Raw genomic sequence first — 15,608 nt, 5'->3', positions numbered from 1 at the left:
CCGCGCAGGTGGGAACGGGCCGCGGACGACCCGTTCTCGTACGGTCCATCAGAGGTCCGGTCCTGCTTCCCCCGGCAGCTGCCCGCTGCTTCCGGTGCGCTTCCGGGGCGGTTCCCCACCCGGTGCGCACGGGCCGCGGTCGTAGGCGGTCAGGGCCCCGAAGTCGCCCGCGGTGAGCCAGTCCTGGCCCCGGGGCTTGACCGGGCAGCCGATGAGCGCCAGCCGGTTGGCGACCTTCGAGCGGAAGCCCGGGGAGTCCGAGACGGTGATGTAGTTGAGGCCGCCCAGGTCGGTGACCGGACGCATGTCACCGAACTGGAGGATCACCGTCCGCGTCGGATGGACTGCGAGGGCCATGCCGAGTTCCAGAAGGACGTTGGGGCGCGCCTGGAGGCTGGGGCCCTTCTCGGCCCGCGACTCCCGTCTCTCGTGCAGGTCGGGGTGGAGACCGACGACGTCGTCAGGCGTCAGCAGGACGACGACCGCCCCGGCCAGCGGCAGCGCCCGGCCGATCGCCTCTCCCAGGGACGGGGTGGCCTTCCCGGTCAGGGCCACCAGTTCCTCCCACTCCAGGGGGTTGAGCCCGAGCGCGCGCAGGAAGGTGAAGACCGCGCTGCGGGCCGACTCGTCCCGGCCGTAGACGACGAAGACGTTCCGCGCCGTCTCCGGTTCCGCGGACCCGGTGGTGAGCGGTGGGACGGGGGCGGTACCGGTGCCGGGCTCCGTCGCGCCCGGCACCTCGGGCGCCGGGACGGGGGCGGCCGCGATGCCCGCGCGGGAGGCCGCCGCGGCGAGGTAGGCCACCTCGTCCTCCAGCCGTTCCACAAAGGAGTGGGCCAGCTCCAGGTCGTCGGCGAACGGACCGCCCCGCTCGCACGGCCCCGCCAGGTCGAGCGCCCGGCCGAGGTTGTCGGCGGCGATCTCCGCCGTGCGGCGCATGTCCTGCAGGCCGGAACGCAGCAGCATGGCGTCGCGCCGGTACTCCCGGAGCTGCTCCGCCTTCGCGGGGCGGTCCGCCCCCGGCACCCGTACCTGCGGGACGAGCAGGTCGATCGTCTCCCGGAGCCGCCGCGCCTGCCCGTCACGCTGCCAGACCAGCAGCTGGTAGCGGAGTTTGGCGGCGTGCAGGAGGTAGCGCGCCAGCGGGGGGACGGTGCTGCCGCCGTCGGACCAGATCCACCCGCTGGCCTCCGGGTCGGCGTCCTGCCGTACCGCGAGGACGAACCTGCGCAGCGCGCGCTCGTCGGGTTCGGGCAGGTTCTCCCACAGCGCCAGGCTCGCCGACAGCCGTACGCCGGGATACTGTCCGTGCCGTCCCCGGGCCGCGTCCGGAAGCACTTCGTCCAGCGCCCGGTGCAGCGCCGGGTCCGCCGATGCGACCTGCTCCCGCGCGTCGACCCGGGCCAGGTAGATCCGGGACTCGCCGATCGCGTACGGGAGGTGGGCGCCGACCAGCGCCTGCCACTGGTGGTCGAGGATGCGCCACCACAGCCACGGGACCGACGGCGCAGGGCCGACCGGCGCGGCTGCCTCCGGCGGTGCCAGCGCCACGGACAACAGGAGCACGTCGTGGTGGCGGCGCAGGATCACCTGGGAGTGGGCGGCCGGGTGTTGGAGGGCGGCCACCGCGTGCTCGCCCCCGGGCGGCAGACCGTCGGGGGTGGCCGGGGGCATCGGCGGGAGCCCGGTCCCCGGGACGGGGTCGGTGAGGTGCAGCAGGGTCGTGCAGCCCCGCCAGATCTCCACCAGCCCCCGGTGGGCCGCATCGGCCGCGGGGCCGTCGGCCGGCAGGACGAGGTGCGCGACGAACTGCTGGTCGAGGATCACCGCGGCGCCGCCTCCCGCGATCGGAGCCCGTCGCCGTCCAGGCCCTCGAAGTAGCGTGCGACATCGGGGAGCCCGACCCCGCGCAGGTCTTCCGGCCGTACGACGACCCGTAGTTCCGGAGTGACCGGCCGGTCCCGGCAGGCGCGCAGGAAGCTGTCCGCGATCAGGGCGATCAACTCGTGCCCCCGGAGTGCGGTGACCCGCGCCAGACCGGACCCCACCAGCGGGAGCGCGACCGGTCTGAGCAGGCCGTGGACGGCGACGGACTCCCACAGCCGGTCGAGGGCGACCCGGAGTTCGTCCGGGCTCGACCGGGCGACCAGGTCCAGCCCCTGTCTGCTGTAGGCGACCGCGAACACCCGGCGTCCGGGCTCGGCCAGCGGCACCGGGACCACCGTCCCGATCGGGTAGCGCAGGCGTTTGCCCCTCGGTTTGTCCCGGGCGCTCTCCCGGCCGACCGGCTGGACGGCTCGCAGCCCCTTTCGCAGTTCCCGGTCGAGCAGCGCCCGGTCGCCGTCGAAGACCCGGTGCAGCAGTTGTCCCTGCACGCTGCCCCGGCTGATGATGAGGTCGTCCTCGGTGGCCGTGTCGAAGGTGTCCCCGAAGCCGGCGACGAGGCTCGCGTCGGTCTCCTCGAAGAGGTCCCCGCTCTTGACGACCACCGTGGTCCGGAGCCGGGGGAATTCATGGCGCAGCAGCTCAGCGCCGTTGCGTTCACGCAGTCGTGCCCACAGCCCCTGGAGCGTCGCCAACGCCTCCTCGTCGTCGGGCCGCTGCACCACGAGCCGCTCCGCGACCGGCAGGGCGAGCTCGGGCCGGTCCCACTTGGTGTGGGTCCGGATGAGTTCGGCGCAGGCCGCTTCGTACATCCCCGTCAGCCGCAGCACCAGGGGCCGGGCGAACTTCGCGTCGGCCACGTCGCCCAGCGGGCGTCCCCGCCACAGCTCGAGCGCCCGGTTGAGCAGCATCGTCGCTGTGGCCGAGCCGGTGTGGGCAGCCCGGTGGAAGAGGTCGGTGAACTGCAGGGCGTCGAGGCGGTCCGGGCCGAGCACCAGCCGGTAGGCCGACTCCTGGCCGCCCTGGGTCAGAATCTGCTCGGTCCGCAGCACGGGCTCGTCCGCACCGCCGGGGGCGGGTTCCAGTGCCCGGCGCAGCTCGAGAACGCGCTTCTGCACCTCGGTGCGGTGGGCCCGGGTGATCCGGCCCCGCTCCGGTCTTCCCCAGAGATCCGTGTACAGATCCCCGGAGGCGACGGCCTTGCCCTCCGCCGCGACCAGGCGTAACAGCAGTTTGGTCGTCAGGGGGGTGATCCGGATGCCGGTGCCTCCCCGTTCGAGCGTGGTGGCTCCCAGCACGCTCACGTAAACGTCCGTCAATACAGGACTCCATCGCCGGCTCCGTGCCCCCATGCGGCCGGTCGAGCGTACCAAGGGAGCACCGGCCGCGAGGGGTGGTCCGGGATCATCGTCGTCTCCTGCGCGACCGCCCTCCCCGGGCGGGCTCCGCTGGCTATGCTGACGCCATGTCAGCGCCCGGAGCCTCTCCTCGGACACCCCCCGGACCGGACGGGCGGACCGCCCTCGTCGACCGGATCCTGGCCCTCCTCGACTACGCACTGACGGACTGGGAGCTGCCCCCGCACCGCTGGGAGAAGCTCGGCACGTCCGTCGAGACGCTGATCGCGGCGGAGGCCCACGGCGGCGAGGAGGCGGCCCTGCGCCGCACACTCGTGCAGCTGCAGCTCGCGGCCCCCGACCGGGTGGTCCCGATCGGCTCCGTGCGGCCGGTGCGGGTGAGCGCGCGCCATCGGGAGCGCATGAACCACCTGATCCACACCCTGACGCCCCCGGAGCCGCCCACGGCTGCACCGGCCCCGCGGTCCGCACCGCCCGACGACCGCCGCTGACCCCGGCGCCGGATCGGACGCACCTGAGGGCACGGCGCCCCTGGAAAACGCCGAAGCCGCAGGTGCGATCGTTTCTGCACCTGCGGCTCGCAGTGGGGCGGGTGGGACTCGAACCCACGGCCGACGGATTATGAGTCCGCTGCTCTAACCGGCTGAGCTACCGCCCCTTCACGGCGTGGCGCGTACACGTGTGCGCGCCGTCTGCCGCAGCATAGCCGCTCATACGATCTCCTGCCTCGGATGCCTCGCATGATCGGCTTCGCCTGTTCAGAGAGACCGCGCTGAAGGCTGTCCGGTTCCCGGACGGGGTGGCAAAAGAAAAGAAGAGGACCCCGTGGGGCCCTCTTCTTCTTCCTTGCTCCCCCGGCTGGACTCGAACCAGCAACCCTCCGGTTAACAGCCGAATGCTCTGCCAATTGAGCTACAGGGGACCGCGCTCCCCCGACTGGACTCGAACCAGTAACCTGCCGGTTAACAGCCGGCTGCTCTGCCAATTGAGCTACAGGGGATTGCTGCGGTGCATCGAACAGCCCACCTCCGGCCTTGCCGGGGGGCGAGTGCCCGTTGCGAGTCATAGATTAGCGCAAGCAGGGGGGTGCTCCGCCAATCGGTTTCACCAGCGCGGCCGGGCACCACACGACGAAGGGTGGCAGGCATGCGGTACAAGGTCACGTTCGTGGTCGGACTGGCCCTCGGGTACGTGCTCGGAACCCGGGCCGGACGCGAGCGCTACGAGCAGCTGCGCAAGTCCGCACGGCAGATCGCGCAGAACCCGGCGGTGCGCAACGCCGCCGAGACCGCCGGCCAGACCGGGCGCGAGTTCGCCGGGAAGGCCTTCACCGCGGTGAGCCAGAAGGTCGGCGACGCCGTCCCGGAGTCGATCGCCGGGCGGGTACGGGGACTGCGCGACAGGGTCGGCGGCGGCGCCGACGACGACTGGGGCACCAGCAACACCTAGGCCGTCCCTTTCGAAGATCCGAAAGGGACGGCCCGGACCCACAGGTCCACGCGCCGGGGCCCACGGGATCCATGAGGTTCCGGGGGCTCCGGAGCGGTCGAGACCGGCCCCGCGTGCGGCAGAATCGTCCACATGGGGATAGTCGCCGGGCTGGACAGCTCTTCCGCGTTCACACGCATCGTCGTCTGTGACACCGAGACCGGCGCCGTGCTGCGCCAGGGGTATGCACCCCATCCGCAGCCCACGGCCGAACCGGACGGCGCGAGTCCCCATGAGACCGATCCGCAGGCCTGGCTGCTCTCGCTCGGCGAGGCCGCCGGCGGCGGGCTCCTCGAAGGGGTTCAGGCCATAGGGGTCTCGGCCCAGCAGCACGGTCTGCTGCCGCTGGACCCGCAGGGCGGGCTGGTACGTCCCGCCCTCGTCGGCAACGACAAGCGCGGCCAGGTCGCCGCCGCCGAACTCATCGAGGCCTTCGGCGGCCGGCAGCCCTGGGTCGAGGCGGTGGGCTCGGTCCCGCACGCCGCGCAGCCGGTGGCGAAGCTGGCCTGGCTGGCCCGCACCGAGCCCGAGGCGGCCCGCCGGATCGCCGTGCTGATGTCCGCGCACGACTGGCTGGTCTGGCAGCTGCTGGGCCGACCGGCCCGGCGGACCACCGACCGCGGCGGCGCCTCCGGTACCGGGTACTGGTCGGCGGCCACCGGAACCTGGCGCCCCGACCTGGTCGAGCTGGCGCTCGGCCACCGGGCGCTGCTGCCCGAGGTGCTCGGCCCGGCCGATGCCGCCGGGACCACGCCCGAGGGGCTGCTGATATCCGCCGGCACCGGCGAGACGATGGCCGCCGCGCTCGGGCTGGGGCTCGGCCCCGGCGACGCGGTGGTCTCGCTCGGTGCCTCCGGTTCGGTGATGGCGGTGCACCACGAGGCGGTGTCGGAGCCGGGCGGGCTCGTCACCTCCCTGGCCGACGCCACCGGCATGCACCTGCCCGTGGTGAACACCTCCAATGCCGTACGGGCCCTGCGCGGCACCGCCGAGCTGCTCGGCACCGATCTGGAGGGGCTGTCCGAGCTCGCGCTGAAGTCGACACCGGGCGCGCACGGCCTCGTACTCCTGCCGTACCTGGAGGGGGAGCGGACGCCGAACCTGCCGCACAGCGCCGGCACCCTGTCCGGGCTGCGCCGGGACTCGATGAAGCCGGAGCACCTGGCCCGCGCCGCCTTCGAGGGCATGCTGTGCGGGCTCGTGGACGCGCTGGACGTGCTGCGCTCGCGCGGGGTCGAGATCCGCCGGGTGTTCCTGCTGGGCGCGGCGGCCGAGCTGCCCGCCGTGCAGGCCGCGGCTCCCGGGCTGTTCGGCACCCAGGTCGTGGTGCCGGCACCGGCGGACTACGCGGCGCTGGGCGCGGCGCGCCAGGCGGCCTGGGCGCTGGGTGTGGCGCAGGGCACGCTGGCCCCGCACACCCCGCCGGTCTGGCCGGCCCCCGCGGCCCAGGTCTTCGAGCCGGGCGACGAGTTCCCGGCGTGGCAGGCCGTGCGCCAGCAGTACATCGCGACGCGGGAGCAGATCCACCCCGGGGCGTTCCAGGGGCCCGACAGGCACAACGCTCCCTAGGTCGCGGGTCGGGGTGGGCTGGTCCTTTTGACCGGCCTTTGCGAAATCCGGTGGGGATCGCGGGGCCGGTTGGCCCAATATGGGTTGACCCCCTCGATCGTGCCGACCGGAGCCTGCGCGTGCTCATACGACTTCTGCGGACCCATCTGGGTCCGTACCGCAAACCCATCGCGGTGCTGGTCCTGCTGCAACTGCTGCAGACCAGCGCCAGCCTCTACCTGCCCACCCTCAACGCCGACATCATTGACAACGGTGTCGTCAACGGCGACACCGGCTACATCCTGCGCTTCGGCGCGCTGATGCTCGGTGTCTCCCTCGTCCAGCTCGTCTGCAACGTCGGGGCCGTCTACTACGGGGCCCGTACGGCCGCGGCCGTCGGCCGGGACCTGCGTGCCGCCGTCTTCGACCGCGTGCAGAGCTTCTCGGCGCGGGAGCTCGGCCAGTTCGGCGCGCCCTCGCTGATCACTCGTACGACGAACGACGTCCAGCAGGTCCAGATGCTGGTGCTGATGACCTTCACCCTGATGGTCTCGGCACCGATCATGTGCGTCGGCGGCATCGCCATGGCGCTCTCGCTCGACGTGAAGCTGTCCGGCGTCCTGCTCGCCGTGGTCCCCGTGCTCGGGATCTCGGTCGGCGCGATCGTCTTCAGGACGCGGCCGCTGTTCCGCCAGATGCAGGAGCGGCTGGACACCGTGAACCGGGTGCTGCGCGAGCAGATCACCGGCAACCGGGTGATCCGCGCCTTCGTCCGCGACGACTACGAGAAGGACCGCTTCCGCGAGGCCAACGCCGACCTGACCGGCGTCTCGCTGGCCGCCGGCAAGCTCCTGGCGTACATGTTCCCCACCGTCATCGTGGTCGTGAACATCTCCAGCGTCGCCGTGATCTGGTTCGGCGCTATGCGCGTCGACAGCGGCGGCATGGAGATCGGCCAGCTGACGGCCTTCCTCGCCTACCTGATGCAGATCGTGATGGCCGTGATGATGGCCACCTTCATGTTCATGATGGTGCCGCGCGCCGAGGTCTGCGGCGAGCGCATCCAGGAGGTCCTGGACACCGAGTCCAGCGTGGTCCCGCCCAAGGACCCGGTGCGCGAACTCGTCCGCCGCGGGCGCCTGGAGCTGCGCGGCGCCGACTTCCGCTACCCGGGCGCCGAGGCGCCGGTGCTGCGCGGGGTGGACCTGGTGGCCCGCCCCGGCGAGACCACGGCGGTGATCGGCTCCACCGGAAGCGGCAAGTCCACGCTGCTGGGCCTGGTCCCGCGGCTGTTCGACGCGACCGGCGGCGAGGTCCTCGTCGACGGGGAGGACGTCCGCGCGCTCGACCCGGAGCTGCTGGCCAGAACGGTCGGCATGGTGCCTCAGAAGCCGTACCTGTTCTCCGGAACCATCGCCTCCAACCTGCGCTACGGGCGCCCGGACGCGAGTGACGAAGAGCTCTGGCAGGCGCTGGAGGTGGCCCAGGCCAAGGAGTTCGTCTCCGCGCTGGAGGGTGGCCTGGAGGCCCCCGTCGCCCAGGGCGGAACCAATGTCTCCGGCGGCCAGCGCCAGCGTCTGGCCATCGCCCGCACGCTCGTGCAGCGCCCGGAGATCTACCTCTTCGACGACTCCTTCTCCGCCCTGGACTACGCGACGGACGCGGCGCTGCGCGCGGCGCTCGCCCGCGAGACCGAGGAGGCGACCGTGGTCATCGTGGCCCAGCGGGTCTCCACGATCCGCGACGCCGACCGGATCATCGTCCTGGACGAGGGCCAGGTCGTGGGCGAGGGCCGCCACCACGAGCTGATGGCCGGCAACGAGACCTACCGGGAGATCGTGCTCTCCCAGCTGACGGAGGCGGAGGCCGCATGAGCGGGCCCGGAGGACGGATGATGATGGGACCGGCCCAGCGGTCCATGGACTTCAAGGGCTCGGGGAAGCGGCTGCTGCGTCAGCTCGCGTACGACCGGGCCAAGATCTGGGGCATGGTCGCGGCCGTCGTCGGCAGTGTCGGCTGCGCCGTGGTGGGCCCGAAGATCCTCGGCGAGGCCACCGACCTGGTGTTCGCGGGGATCGTCGGCCGGGAGATGCCGGCCGGGACCACCAAGCAGCAGGCGCTGGACGGGCTGCGCGCCCGGGGCCAGGACGGTATGGCGGACATGCTCGCCGGTACCGACTTCACCCCGGGGCAGGGCGTCGACTTCGGCGCCGTCGGCGTCGTGGCGATCTGGGCGCTGGTGGTCTTCACCCTGGCCGGGCTGCTGATGCTGGTCGCGACGCGGCTGTCGAACCACGTCATGAACGGCACCGTCTACCGGATGCGCGAGGAGCTCCAGGCGAAGCTGTCGCGGCTGCCGCTGTCGTACTTCGACCAGCAGAAGCGCGGCGAGGTGCTGAGCCGGGCCACGAACGACATCGACAACATCGGCCAGACGCTGCAGCAGACGATGGGCCAGCTGCTGAACTCACTGCTGACCATCGTCGGCGTGCTCGTGATGATGTTCTGGATCTCGCCGCTGCTGGCGCTCGTCGCGCTGGCGACCGTACCGCTGTCGATCTTCGTCGCGGCGAAGATCGGCAAGAAGTCGCAGCCGCAGTTCGTGGCGCAGTGGAAGTCGACCGGCGCGCTCAACGCCCATATCGAGGAGATGTACTCGGGGCACAACCTGGTCAAGGTCTTCGGCCGGCAGAAGGAGTCCGCGGCCGTCTTCGCCGAGCAGAACGAGGCGCTGTACCGGGCCTCCTTCAAGGCGCAGCTGGTCAGCGGCATCATGCAGCCGGTGATGTTCTTCATCTCGAACATCAACTACGTGCTGATAGCCGTCGTCGGCGGGCTACGGGTCGCGTCCGGCACGCTGTCGATCGGTGACGTGCAGGCCTTCATCCAGTACTCGCGGCAGTTCTCGATGCCGCTGACGCAGGTCGCCTCGATGGCGAATCTCGTGCAGTCCGGTGTCGCCTCCGCGGAGCGGGTCTACGAGCTGCTGGACGCGGCGGAGCAGGAGCCGGACGCCGAGGTTCCGGAGCGTCCCGAGGACCTGCGCGGTCAGGTCACCTTCGACAAGGTGGCCTTCCGCTACGAGCCGGACAAGCCGCTGATCGACAACCTCTCGCTCACGGTGGAGCCGGGCCACACGGTCGCGATCGTCGGCCCGACCGGCGCCGGCAAGACCACCCTGGTCAATCTGCTGATGCGGTTCTACGAGGTCACGGGCGGGGAGATCGCCCTCGACGGGGTGGACATCGCGAAGATGACCCGCGAGGACCTGCGCAGCGGCATCGGCATGGTGCTCCAGGACACCTGGCTGTTCGGCGGCACCATCGCCGAGAACATCGCCTACGGTGCTTCGCGCGAGGTCACGCGCGCCGAGATCGAGGAGGCGGCGCGGGCCGCCCACGCCGACCGGTTCATCCGCACCCTGCCGGACGGCTACGACACCGTGCTGGACGACGAGGGGGCGGGTGTCAGCGCGGGCGAGAAGCAGCTGATCACCATTGCCCGGGCGTTCCTGTCGGACCCGGTGATCCTGGTGCTCGACGAGGCGACGAGCTCGGTGGACACCCGTACCGAGGTGCTGATCCAGAAGGCGATGGCGCGCCTCGCGCACGGCCGTACGTCCTTCGTGATCGCGCACCGGCTGTCCACGATCCGCGACGCGGACGTGATCCTGGTGATGGAGAGCGGCTCGATCGTGGAACAGGGCACGCACGAGGAGCTCCTGGCCTCGAACGGCGCGTACGCCCGGCTGTACGCGGCGCAGTTCGCGCAGGCGGTGGCCGAGGTCGACTAGGTCGTCTCTTTCACGCGTCGCACGGCGGAGGGGCATCCGGTACGGGACGTACTCGGATGCCCCTCCGGCCCGGGGGGCCACGGCGCAACGGCCGTGGCTAGCATGACGGCATGGCATTGGACGTGGTGATTCGCCCGGCCCGGGCGGAAGACGAACGCGAGATAGTGGCGCTGCTTCGCTCGGCATGGTCCCGCGTGAGCGAACCCGGCCCCGAGCGCCCGGCCGATGCGTCCCTCTTCGACGAACGGCACCCCGTGGAGAGCTACCTCGTCGCGGAACGCGGGCACAGGATCGTCGGATACGTCGCCCAGGCCCCGGCCGGCCCCCTCGACTCCAATCGGCACGTCCGTCACATCCAAGGACTGGCGGTCCTCGAATCGGCCCGCGGCAGCGGGGTCGGGCAGGCCCTCGTCGAGGCCGCCTGCGCCGCCGCCCGGGCCGGTGGTGCCCGCCGCATGAACCTGCGCGTCCTCGGCCACAACAAGCCGGCGCAGCAGCTCTACCGGCGATGCGGCTTCGCAGTGGTGGGTGTCCTGCCCGAGGAGTTCTTTCTGGACGGGGCCTATGTCGACGACGTGTGGATGAGCCGGTGCCTGTCCGACTCCCCCGACTCTGCGCACCCGTAACGGTGGCAACGGAGTGGGGGCGCCTGGCGGGGCGCCCCCTTTTCCGTCGGTCCGTCGGTCCGTCGGTCCGTCAGTCCAGGTAACCGCGGAGCTGGTCGGCGAAGGCGTGGTCGCGGAGCTTGTTGAGGGTCTTGGACTCGATCTGGCGGATCCGCTCGCGCGTCACGCCGAAGATCCGGCCGATCTCCTCCAGGGTGCGCGGCCGCCCGTCGGCGAGGCCGTACCGCAGCTGCACGACTTTGCGCTCGCGCTCGCCGAGGGTCGACAGGACGGCTTCCAGATGCTCGCGCAGCAGGAAGAAGGCGGCCGACTCCACGGGCGAGGCGGCGTCCCCGTCCTCGATGAGGTCGCCGAGCGCGACGTCGTCCTCCTCGCCCACCGGGGCGTGCAGGGAGACCGGCTCCTGGGCCAGGCGAAGCACCTCGAGGACCCGCTCGGGGGTCAACTCCAGCTGGACCGCCACCTCTTCGGCCGTCGGCTCGTACCCGCGCTCCTGGAGCATGCGGCGCTGCACCCGGACGACCCGGTTGATCAGCTCGACCACGTGGACGGGGACGCGGATGGTCCGGGCCTGGTCGGCGAGGGCCCGGGACATCGCCTGCCTGATCCACCAGGTGGCGTAGGTGGAGAACTTGTACCCGCGGGCGTAGTCGAACTTCTCGACGGCCCGGATCAGCCCGAGGTTCCCCTCCTGCACGAGGTCGAGCATGGTGAGCCCGCGGCCCACGTACCGCTTGGCGACGGAGACGACGAGCCGCAGGTTCGACTCGATGAGACGGCGCTTGGCCATCCGCCCCATGACGACGAGCTTGTCCAGGTCGAGGGCGAGTTGGGAGTCGAGGTCGGGGGTGTTGCCGAGTTTCTCCTCGGCGAACAGGCCGGCTTCGACGCGTCGCGCGAGGTCCACCTCCTCGGCGGCGGTGAGCAGCGGGATCCTGCCTATCTCGCGGAGGTACTGCCGGAACAGATCGGCGGACGGGCCCGCTCCGCCTCCACTGTCGCTGTTGCTGCGCCTGCGCTGCACGGGCACCGGCTCGATGAGCTCCGGTACCTCGGGCTCTTCGTCCACGGCCTTGGCCTCCGAGGACTCGCTCACGTTCACGGTCAGGGTCCGGGTCTGCACGGGGGCGACCTCCAGGGCTCCGAGGACGGGGGCACCGCACCTCAGTGTGGGGTACGACACATCGCGGCCACGAGGGGCGTGCGAGCACTTTCTGAGTCCGGTGCGTGACCGGATGGTTACCCCCCGGCGGGAATCCCGATGCGGCTCGGACGCATGTCCGAGATGATCGACTCCATGTCGGAGTACGAGACCCATGTGACGGTGCGCTGCGCGGACGCGGCCGAGCTGGCGCGGCTCGGCGCCTGGGCCGGGGCACGGGAGCTGAAGGTCACCCACATCCTGCTGGCCCGGGGCCGGATGGTCTCGCAGCCGATGCTGACCCTGCCGGACCGCACGGGCCACGAGCGGCTGGTGCCGCGGCTGCGGTCGGCCGGCTTCGACCCGGTCCGGGTGAAGGTGGAGACGGTCCCGTGGACCACCGAGTCCCCCGGCCCGGGCGGCGGCTACTTCGAGCACCACCTCAAGCTGCTGCTGCCGGCGGACTTCGACCGCGGCGCCCTGGAGTCCCTGGTCGTCCCGCACGGGGCCCACCTGTCCTGGAACGCCCGCCGGGTCCTGGCCGGGGGCGCGCACGAACGGTTCGTGACCCAGCGGTGGCGCGGCACGGCGGCGGGGGCGGGCGCGGCCTGCGACGCGCTGGTCGCCGCGCTCGGCTCGGCCGGGTACGAAATCCGTTCGGAGGAGCGGGAGTTCGTGCTGTACGACAGTGACCTGTCGGTGGACGACGGGTGGATCGGCGAAGAGGTGACGGCATGACCGGGACGAGCACGCAGGACGCGGCCGGGGACGACTGGAGGCGGCGCCAGATCCAGCTGCCGCGCACCTCCACGGCCGGACTGGACGCGGCGGGCCCCGATGCCCGGGTCTTCGACCCGGCGCTGAAGCACTTCGCGGACGGCTACCGGATCACGGACGCGGCCGTGGACGGCGCGCTGCGCCCCGCCTGGCGGGCCGCCCGCCGCACGGCACTCGACGTGGTGGCGCGGGGTGTCGCCGGGTCGGGCTGGGCGGATTCGCTGGTGCTGCGCGGCAGCATGCTCATGTCCGGATGGTTCGGGGCGGCGGCGCGGGAGCCGCACGACCTGGACTTCGTGGTGGTCCCCCAGGACTGGGCGATCGAGGAGCCGCGTACCGCGCGGCTGCTGACGGCCGTCGCGGAGGCGGCCGAGCGGGCCGCCGACGAGCAGGGCGGGCCGGTGATCGCCGCCGGCGCGGCGGTCTGCGAGGACATCTGGACGTACGAGCGCGTCCCCGGGCGCCGTCTGGTCCTGCCCTGGTCGGCACCGGGGCTGCCCGGGGGCCAGGTCCAGCTGGACTTCGTCTTCAACGAGCGGCTCCCGGCGGCGCCGGAGCCGGCCGATGTCGCGGGGGTGCGTCTGCGGGCGGCCACGCCGGAGCTGTCGCTGGCGTGGAAGCTGATCTGGCTGGCCACCGACATGTACCCGCAGGGCAAGGACCTCTACGACGCGGTCCTGCTCGCCGAGCGCTGCACGGCTCCGTACGAGCTGGTCCACACGGTCTTCCGGGAGTCGGGCGAGTACTTCCCGCCGAAGGCGCCCCAGGACACCCCGCTGACCCTGGAGGCCTTCGCCGAGGTCAAGTGGGCCGACTGGGACACCTTCCGGGCCGACTACCCGGGGATCTCCGGCTCCGCCGAGTCCTACGCCGAGCGGCTTCTGACCGCCCTTGCGCCGACCTTCGCGGGTCGTGGCTAGGCCGGCTCGACGCGGACCGCGCAGACCTTGAACTCCGGCATCCGGGACACCGGGTCGAGCGCGGGGTTGGTCAGGGAGTTGGCGCGGCCCTCGCCCGGCCAGTGGAAGGGCATGAAGACGGTGTCCGCCCGGATGGTGTCGGTGATGCGGGCCGGGGCCACCGCGCGGCCCCGGCGGGAGGTCACGGCCAGGGGGCTGCCGTCGACCGCGCCGATCCTGGCGGCCAGCCGCGGGTGCAGTTCCACGAAGGGGCCGGGGGCGGCCGCGTTGAGCTCGTCCACCCGGCGGGTCTGGGCTCCGGACTGGTACTGGGCGACCACCCGGCCGGTGGTGAGCAGCAGCGGGTAGTCCGCGTCGGGGACCTCGGCGGCGTCGCGGTGGGAGACGGGGACGAAGCGGGCCCTGCCGTCGTCGGTGGCGAAGCGGTCCAGGAAGAGGCGCTCGGTTCCCACGGAGCCTTCGGGGCAGGGCCAGAAGACGCCCTGTTCGGCCTCGATCCGGGCGTAGGTGATGCCCGAGTAGTCCGCCGGGCCGCCGGCAGATGCGCGGCGCAGCTCCTCGAAGACCTCCTCCGGTTCGGTGGGGAATCCCTTTTCGACGCCCAGGCGGGTGGCGAGTCCGTGCAGGACGTCGAGGTCGCTGCGGACCCCCGGCGGCGGGGTCAGGGCCCGGCGGCGGAGCAGGACGCGGCCCTCCAGGTTGGTGGTGGTGCCGGTCTCCTCCGCCCACTGGGCGACCGGGAGGACCACGTCCGCGAGGGCCGCCGTCTCGGAGAGGACGACGTCGGCGACCGCGAGGAAGTCCAGGGAGCGGATGCGGTCCTCGATGTGGGCGGCGCGGGGGGCCGAGACCACCGGGTTCGAGCCCATCAGGAGCAGGGCCTTCACGTCCGTGCCGAGGGCGTCGAGGAGTTCGTAGGCGCTGCGGCCCGGGCCGGGGAGGCTGTCGGGGTCGACGCCCCAGACCGCGCCGACGTGGGCGCGGGCCGCCGGGTCGGTGAGCTTGCGGTAGCCGGGGAGCTGGTCGGCCTTCTGGCCGTGCTCGCGGCCGCCCTGGCCGTTGCCCTGCCCGGTGAGGCAGCCGTAGCCGGAGAGCGGGCGGCCGGCCCGGCCGGTGGCCAGGCACAGGTTGATCCAGGCGCCGACGGTGTCGGTGCCCTTGGACTGCTGCTCGGGGCCGCGGGCGGTGAGGACCATGGCGGATTCCGGGGCGCAGAACAGGTCCGCGGCCTCGCGGAGCCTGGGGACCGGTACCCCGGTGATGCGTTCCACCAGCTCCGGCCAGTGGGCCATCGCGGCGGCCCGGGCCTGCTCCCAGCCGGTGGTGCGGGCGGCGATGAACTCCTCGTCCGTGCGGCCTTCCGCGACGATCAGGTGGAGCAGGCCGAGCGCGAGGGCGAGGTCGGTGCCGGGGCGCGGGGCGAGGTGCAGGTCGGCCTGTTCGGCGGTGCGGGTACGGCGCGGGTCGATGACGACGAGGGTGCCGCCGTTCGCCCTGAGCTCGGTGAGGTAGCGCAGGGCGGGCGGCATGGTCTCGGCCAGGTTCGAGCCGACGAGGATCACGCAGCCGGTGCGCGGGATGTCCTCCAGCGGGAAGGGCAGCCCGCGGTCGAGCCCGAAGGCCCGCTGGTGGGCGGCGGCGGCCGAGGACATGCAGAAGCGGCCGTTGTAGTCGATCTGCGAGGTGCGCAGGGCGACCCGGGCGAACTTGCCGAGCGCGTAGGCCTTCTCGTTGGTGAGCCCGCCGCCCCCGAAGACGCCGACGGCGTCCGGCCCGTACGAGCGGCCCGTGCGGGCGAGGCCCTCGGCGACGGCATCGAGGGCCTCCTCCCAGGTGGCCGGCTCCAGCCGCCCGGCGTGGGTGCGGACGAGCGGCTCGGTCAGGCGCACCCGGGAGGAGAGCAGGGCGGGCGCGGTGCGGCCCTTGCCGCACAGCGCGCCCCGGTTGACGGGGAAGTCGGCCCGCTCCTCCACGGTCACGGTGGCGCCGCCCGGTTCGGGGCGGAGCCGCATCCCGCACTGCAGGGCGCAGTACGGGCAGTGCGTGTCGGTGGCGGAGTCGGAGGTGCGCATG

At 72.4% G+C, this 15,608-nt stretch carries 12 protein-coding genes and 3 tRNA genes; 8 read left to right on the top strand and 7 right to left on the bottom strand.

Annotation, left to right across the window (positions count from 1 at the left end):
• Positions 1-48: 48 nt before the first annotated feature.
• Together OG373_RS26410 and OG373_RS26405 are read right to left on the bottom strand one after the other, a co-directional pair.
• A complete protein-coding gene (locus OG373_RS26410) occupies positions 49-1,827 on the bottom strand; it encodes a CATRA conflict system CASPASE/TPR repeat-associated protein (protein WP_405440734.1) in 1,779 nt (592 codons plus the stop codon).
• On the bottom strand, positions 1,824-3,188 hold the full coding sequence (locus OG373_RS26405; protein ID WP_405440732.1) for a macro domain-containing protein: 1,365 nt from the start codon (positions 3,186-3,188) through the stop codon (positions 1,824-1,826). Before OG373_RS26405 ends, OG373_RS26410 begins: the two co-directional genes overlap by 4 nt.
• Positions 3,189-3,349: 161 nt before the next feature.
• Here OG373_RS26405 and OG373_RS26400 point away from each other — a divergent pair, with 161 nt between their 5' ends.
• The gene (locus OG373_RS26400) at positions 3,350-3,733 is read left to right on the top strand and encodes a CATRA system-associated protein (protein WP_405440731.1); all 384 of its coding nucleotides are present in this window, start codon (positions 3,350-3,352) and stop codon (positions 3,731-3,733) included.
• Positions 3,734-3,826: 93 nt separating this feature from the next.
• Here the strand turns inward: OG373_RS26400 and OG373_RS26395 are convergent.
• The 3 genes from OG373_RS26395 to OG373_RS26385 form a co-directional block, all read right to left on the bottom strand.
• Positions 3,827-3,900: transfer RNA gene (locus tag OG373_RS26395), tRNA-Ile, on the bottom strand.
• Positions 3,901-4,091: 191 nt separating this feature from the next.
• Positions 4,092-4,164, bottom strand: a tRNA-Asn gene (locus OG373_RS26390).
• Between the two features lie 5 nt (positions 4,165-4,169).
• Positions 4,170-4,242 (bottom strand) — tRNA-Asn (locus tag OG373_RS26385).
• 146 nt (positions 4,243-4,388) lie between these two features.
• Between OG373_RS26385 and OG373_RS26380 the strand changes: the two genes are divergently transcribed.
• From OG373_RS26380 to OG373_RS26360, 5 genes are all read left to right on the top strand, one after another.
• Positions 4,389-4,691, top strand: a complete 303-nt coding sequence (locus tag OG373_RS26380) for a YtxH domain-containing protein (RefSeq protein ID WP_397728724.1) — start codon at positions 4,389-4,391, stop codon at positions 4,689-4,691.
• Between the two features lie 132 nt (positions 4,692-4,823).
• Positions 4,824-6,299 (top strand): FGGY family carbohydrate kinase, encoded by a 1,476-nt coding sequence (locus OG373_RS26375; RefSeq protein WP_405440729.1) that lies wholly within the window; start codon positions 4,824-4,826, stop codon positions 6,297-6,299.
• A 119-nt stretch (positions 6,300-6,418) separates the two neighbouring features.
• Positions 6,419-8,152: an ABC transporter ATP-binding protein gene (locus OG373_RS26370; RefSeq protein WP_405440727.1), complete on the top strand. Its 1,734-nt coding sequence runs from the start codon at positions 6,419-6,421 to the stop codon at positions 8,150-8,152.
• The gene (locus OG373_RS26365) at positions 8,149-10,071 is read left to right on the top strand and encodes an ABC transporter ATP-binding protein (RefSeq protein ID WP_405440726.1); all 1,923 of its coding nucleotides are present in this window, start codon (positions 8,149-8,151) and stop codon (positions 10,069-10,071) included. The genes OG373_RS26370 and OG373_RS26365 overlap by 4 nt, the downstream gene beginning before the upstream one ends.
• 110 nt (positions 10,072-10,181) lie before the next feature.
• Positions 10,182-10,697 carry a GNAT family N-acetyltransferase gene (locus OG373_RS26360; RefSeq protein WP_405440724.1) on the top strand — a complete coding sequence of 172 codons (516 nt, stop codon included), beginning with the start codon at positions 10,182-10,184 and terminating at the stop codon, positions 10,695-10,697.
• 70 nt (positions 10,698-10,767) lie between these two features.
• Here the strand turns inward: OG373_RS26360 and OG373_RS26355 are convergent, their stop codons facing one another.
• Complete coding sequence (locus OG373_RS26355; protein WP_405440723.1) at positions 10,768-11,880, bottom strand: RNA polymerase sigma factor; 1,113 nt, start codon at positions 11,878-11,880, stop codon at positions 10,768-10,770.
• Positions 11,881-11,973: 93 nt separating this feature from the next.
• Between OG373_RS26355 and OG373_RS26350 the strand changes: the two genes are divergently transcribed.
• Complete coding sequence (locus OG373_RS26350) at positions 11,974-12,576, top strand: hypothetical protein (protein WP_405440721.1); 603 nt, start codon at positions 11,974-11,976, stop codon at positions 12,574-12,576.
• Positions 12,573-13,535, top strand: coding sequence for a nucleotidyl transferase AbiEii/AbiGii toxin family protein (locus OG373_RS26345; protein WP_405440720.1), 963 nt, complete (start codon positions 12,573-12,575; stop codon positions 13,533-13,535). Before OG373_RS26350 ends, OG373_RS26345 begins: the two co-directional genes overlap by 4 nt.
• Here OG373_RS26345 and OG373_RS26340 read toward each other — a convergent pair.
• Positions 13,532-15,607: a molybdopterin oxidoreductase family protein gene (locus OG373_RS26340; protein ID WP_405440719.1), complete on the bottom strand. Its 2,076-nt coding sequence runs from the start codon at positions 15,605-15,607 to the stop codon at positions 13,532-13,534. The two genes, OG373_RS26345 and OG373_RS26340, sit on opposite strands and share 4 nt — an antisense overlap.
• Between the last annotated feature and the right edge of the window lies 1 nt (position 15,608).

It is taken from the genome of Streptomyces avidinii (genome assembly GCF_045161815.1).
GTDB classification, from domain to species: Bacteria; Actinomycetota; Actinomycetes; order Streptomycetales; family Streptomycetaceae; genus Streptomyces; species Streptomyces avidinii.
This window is presented reverse-complemented; position numbering and strand designations above follow the sequence as displayed.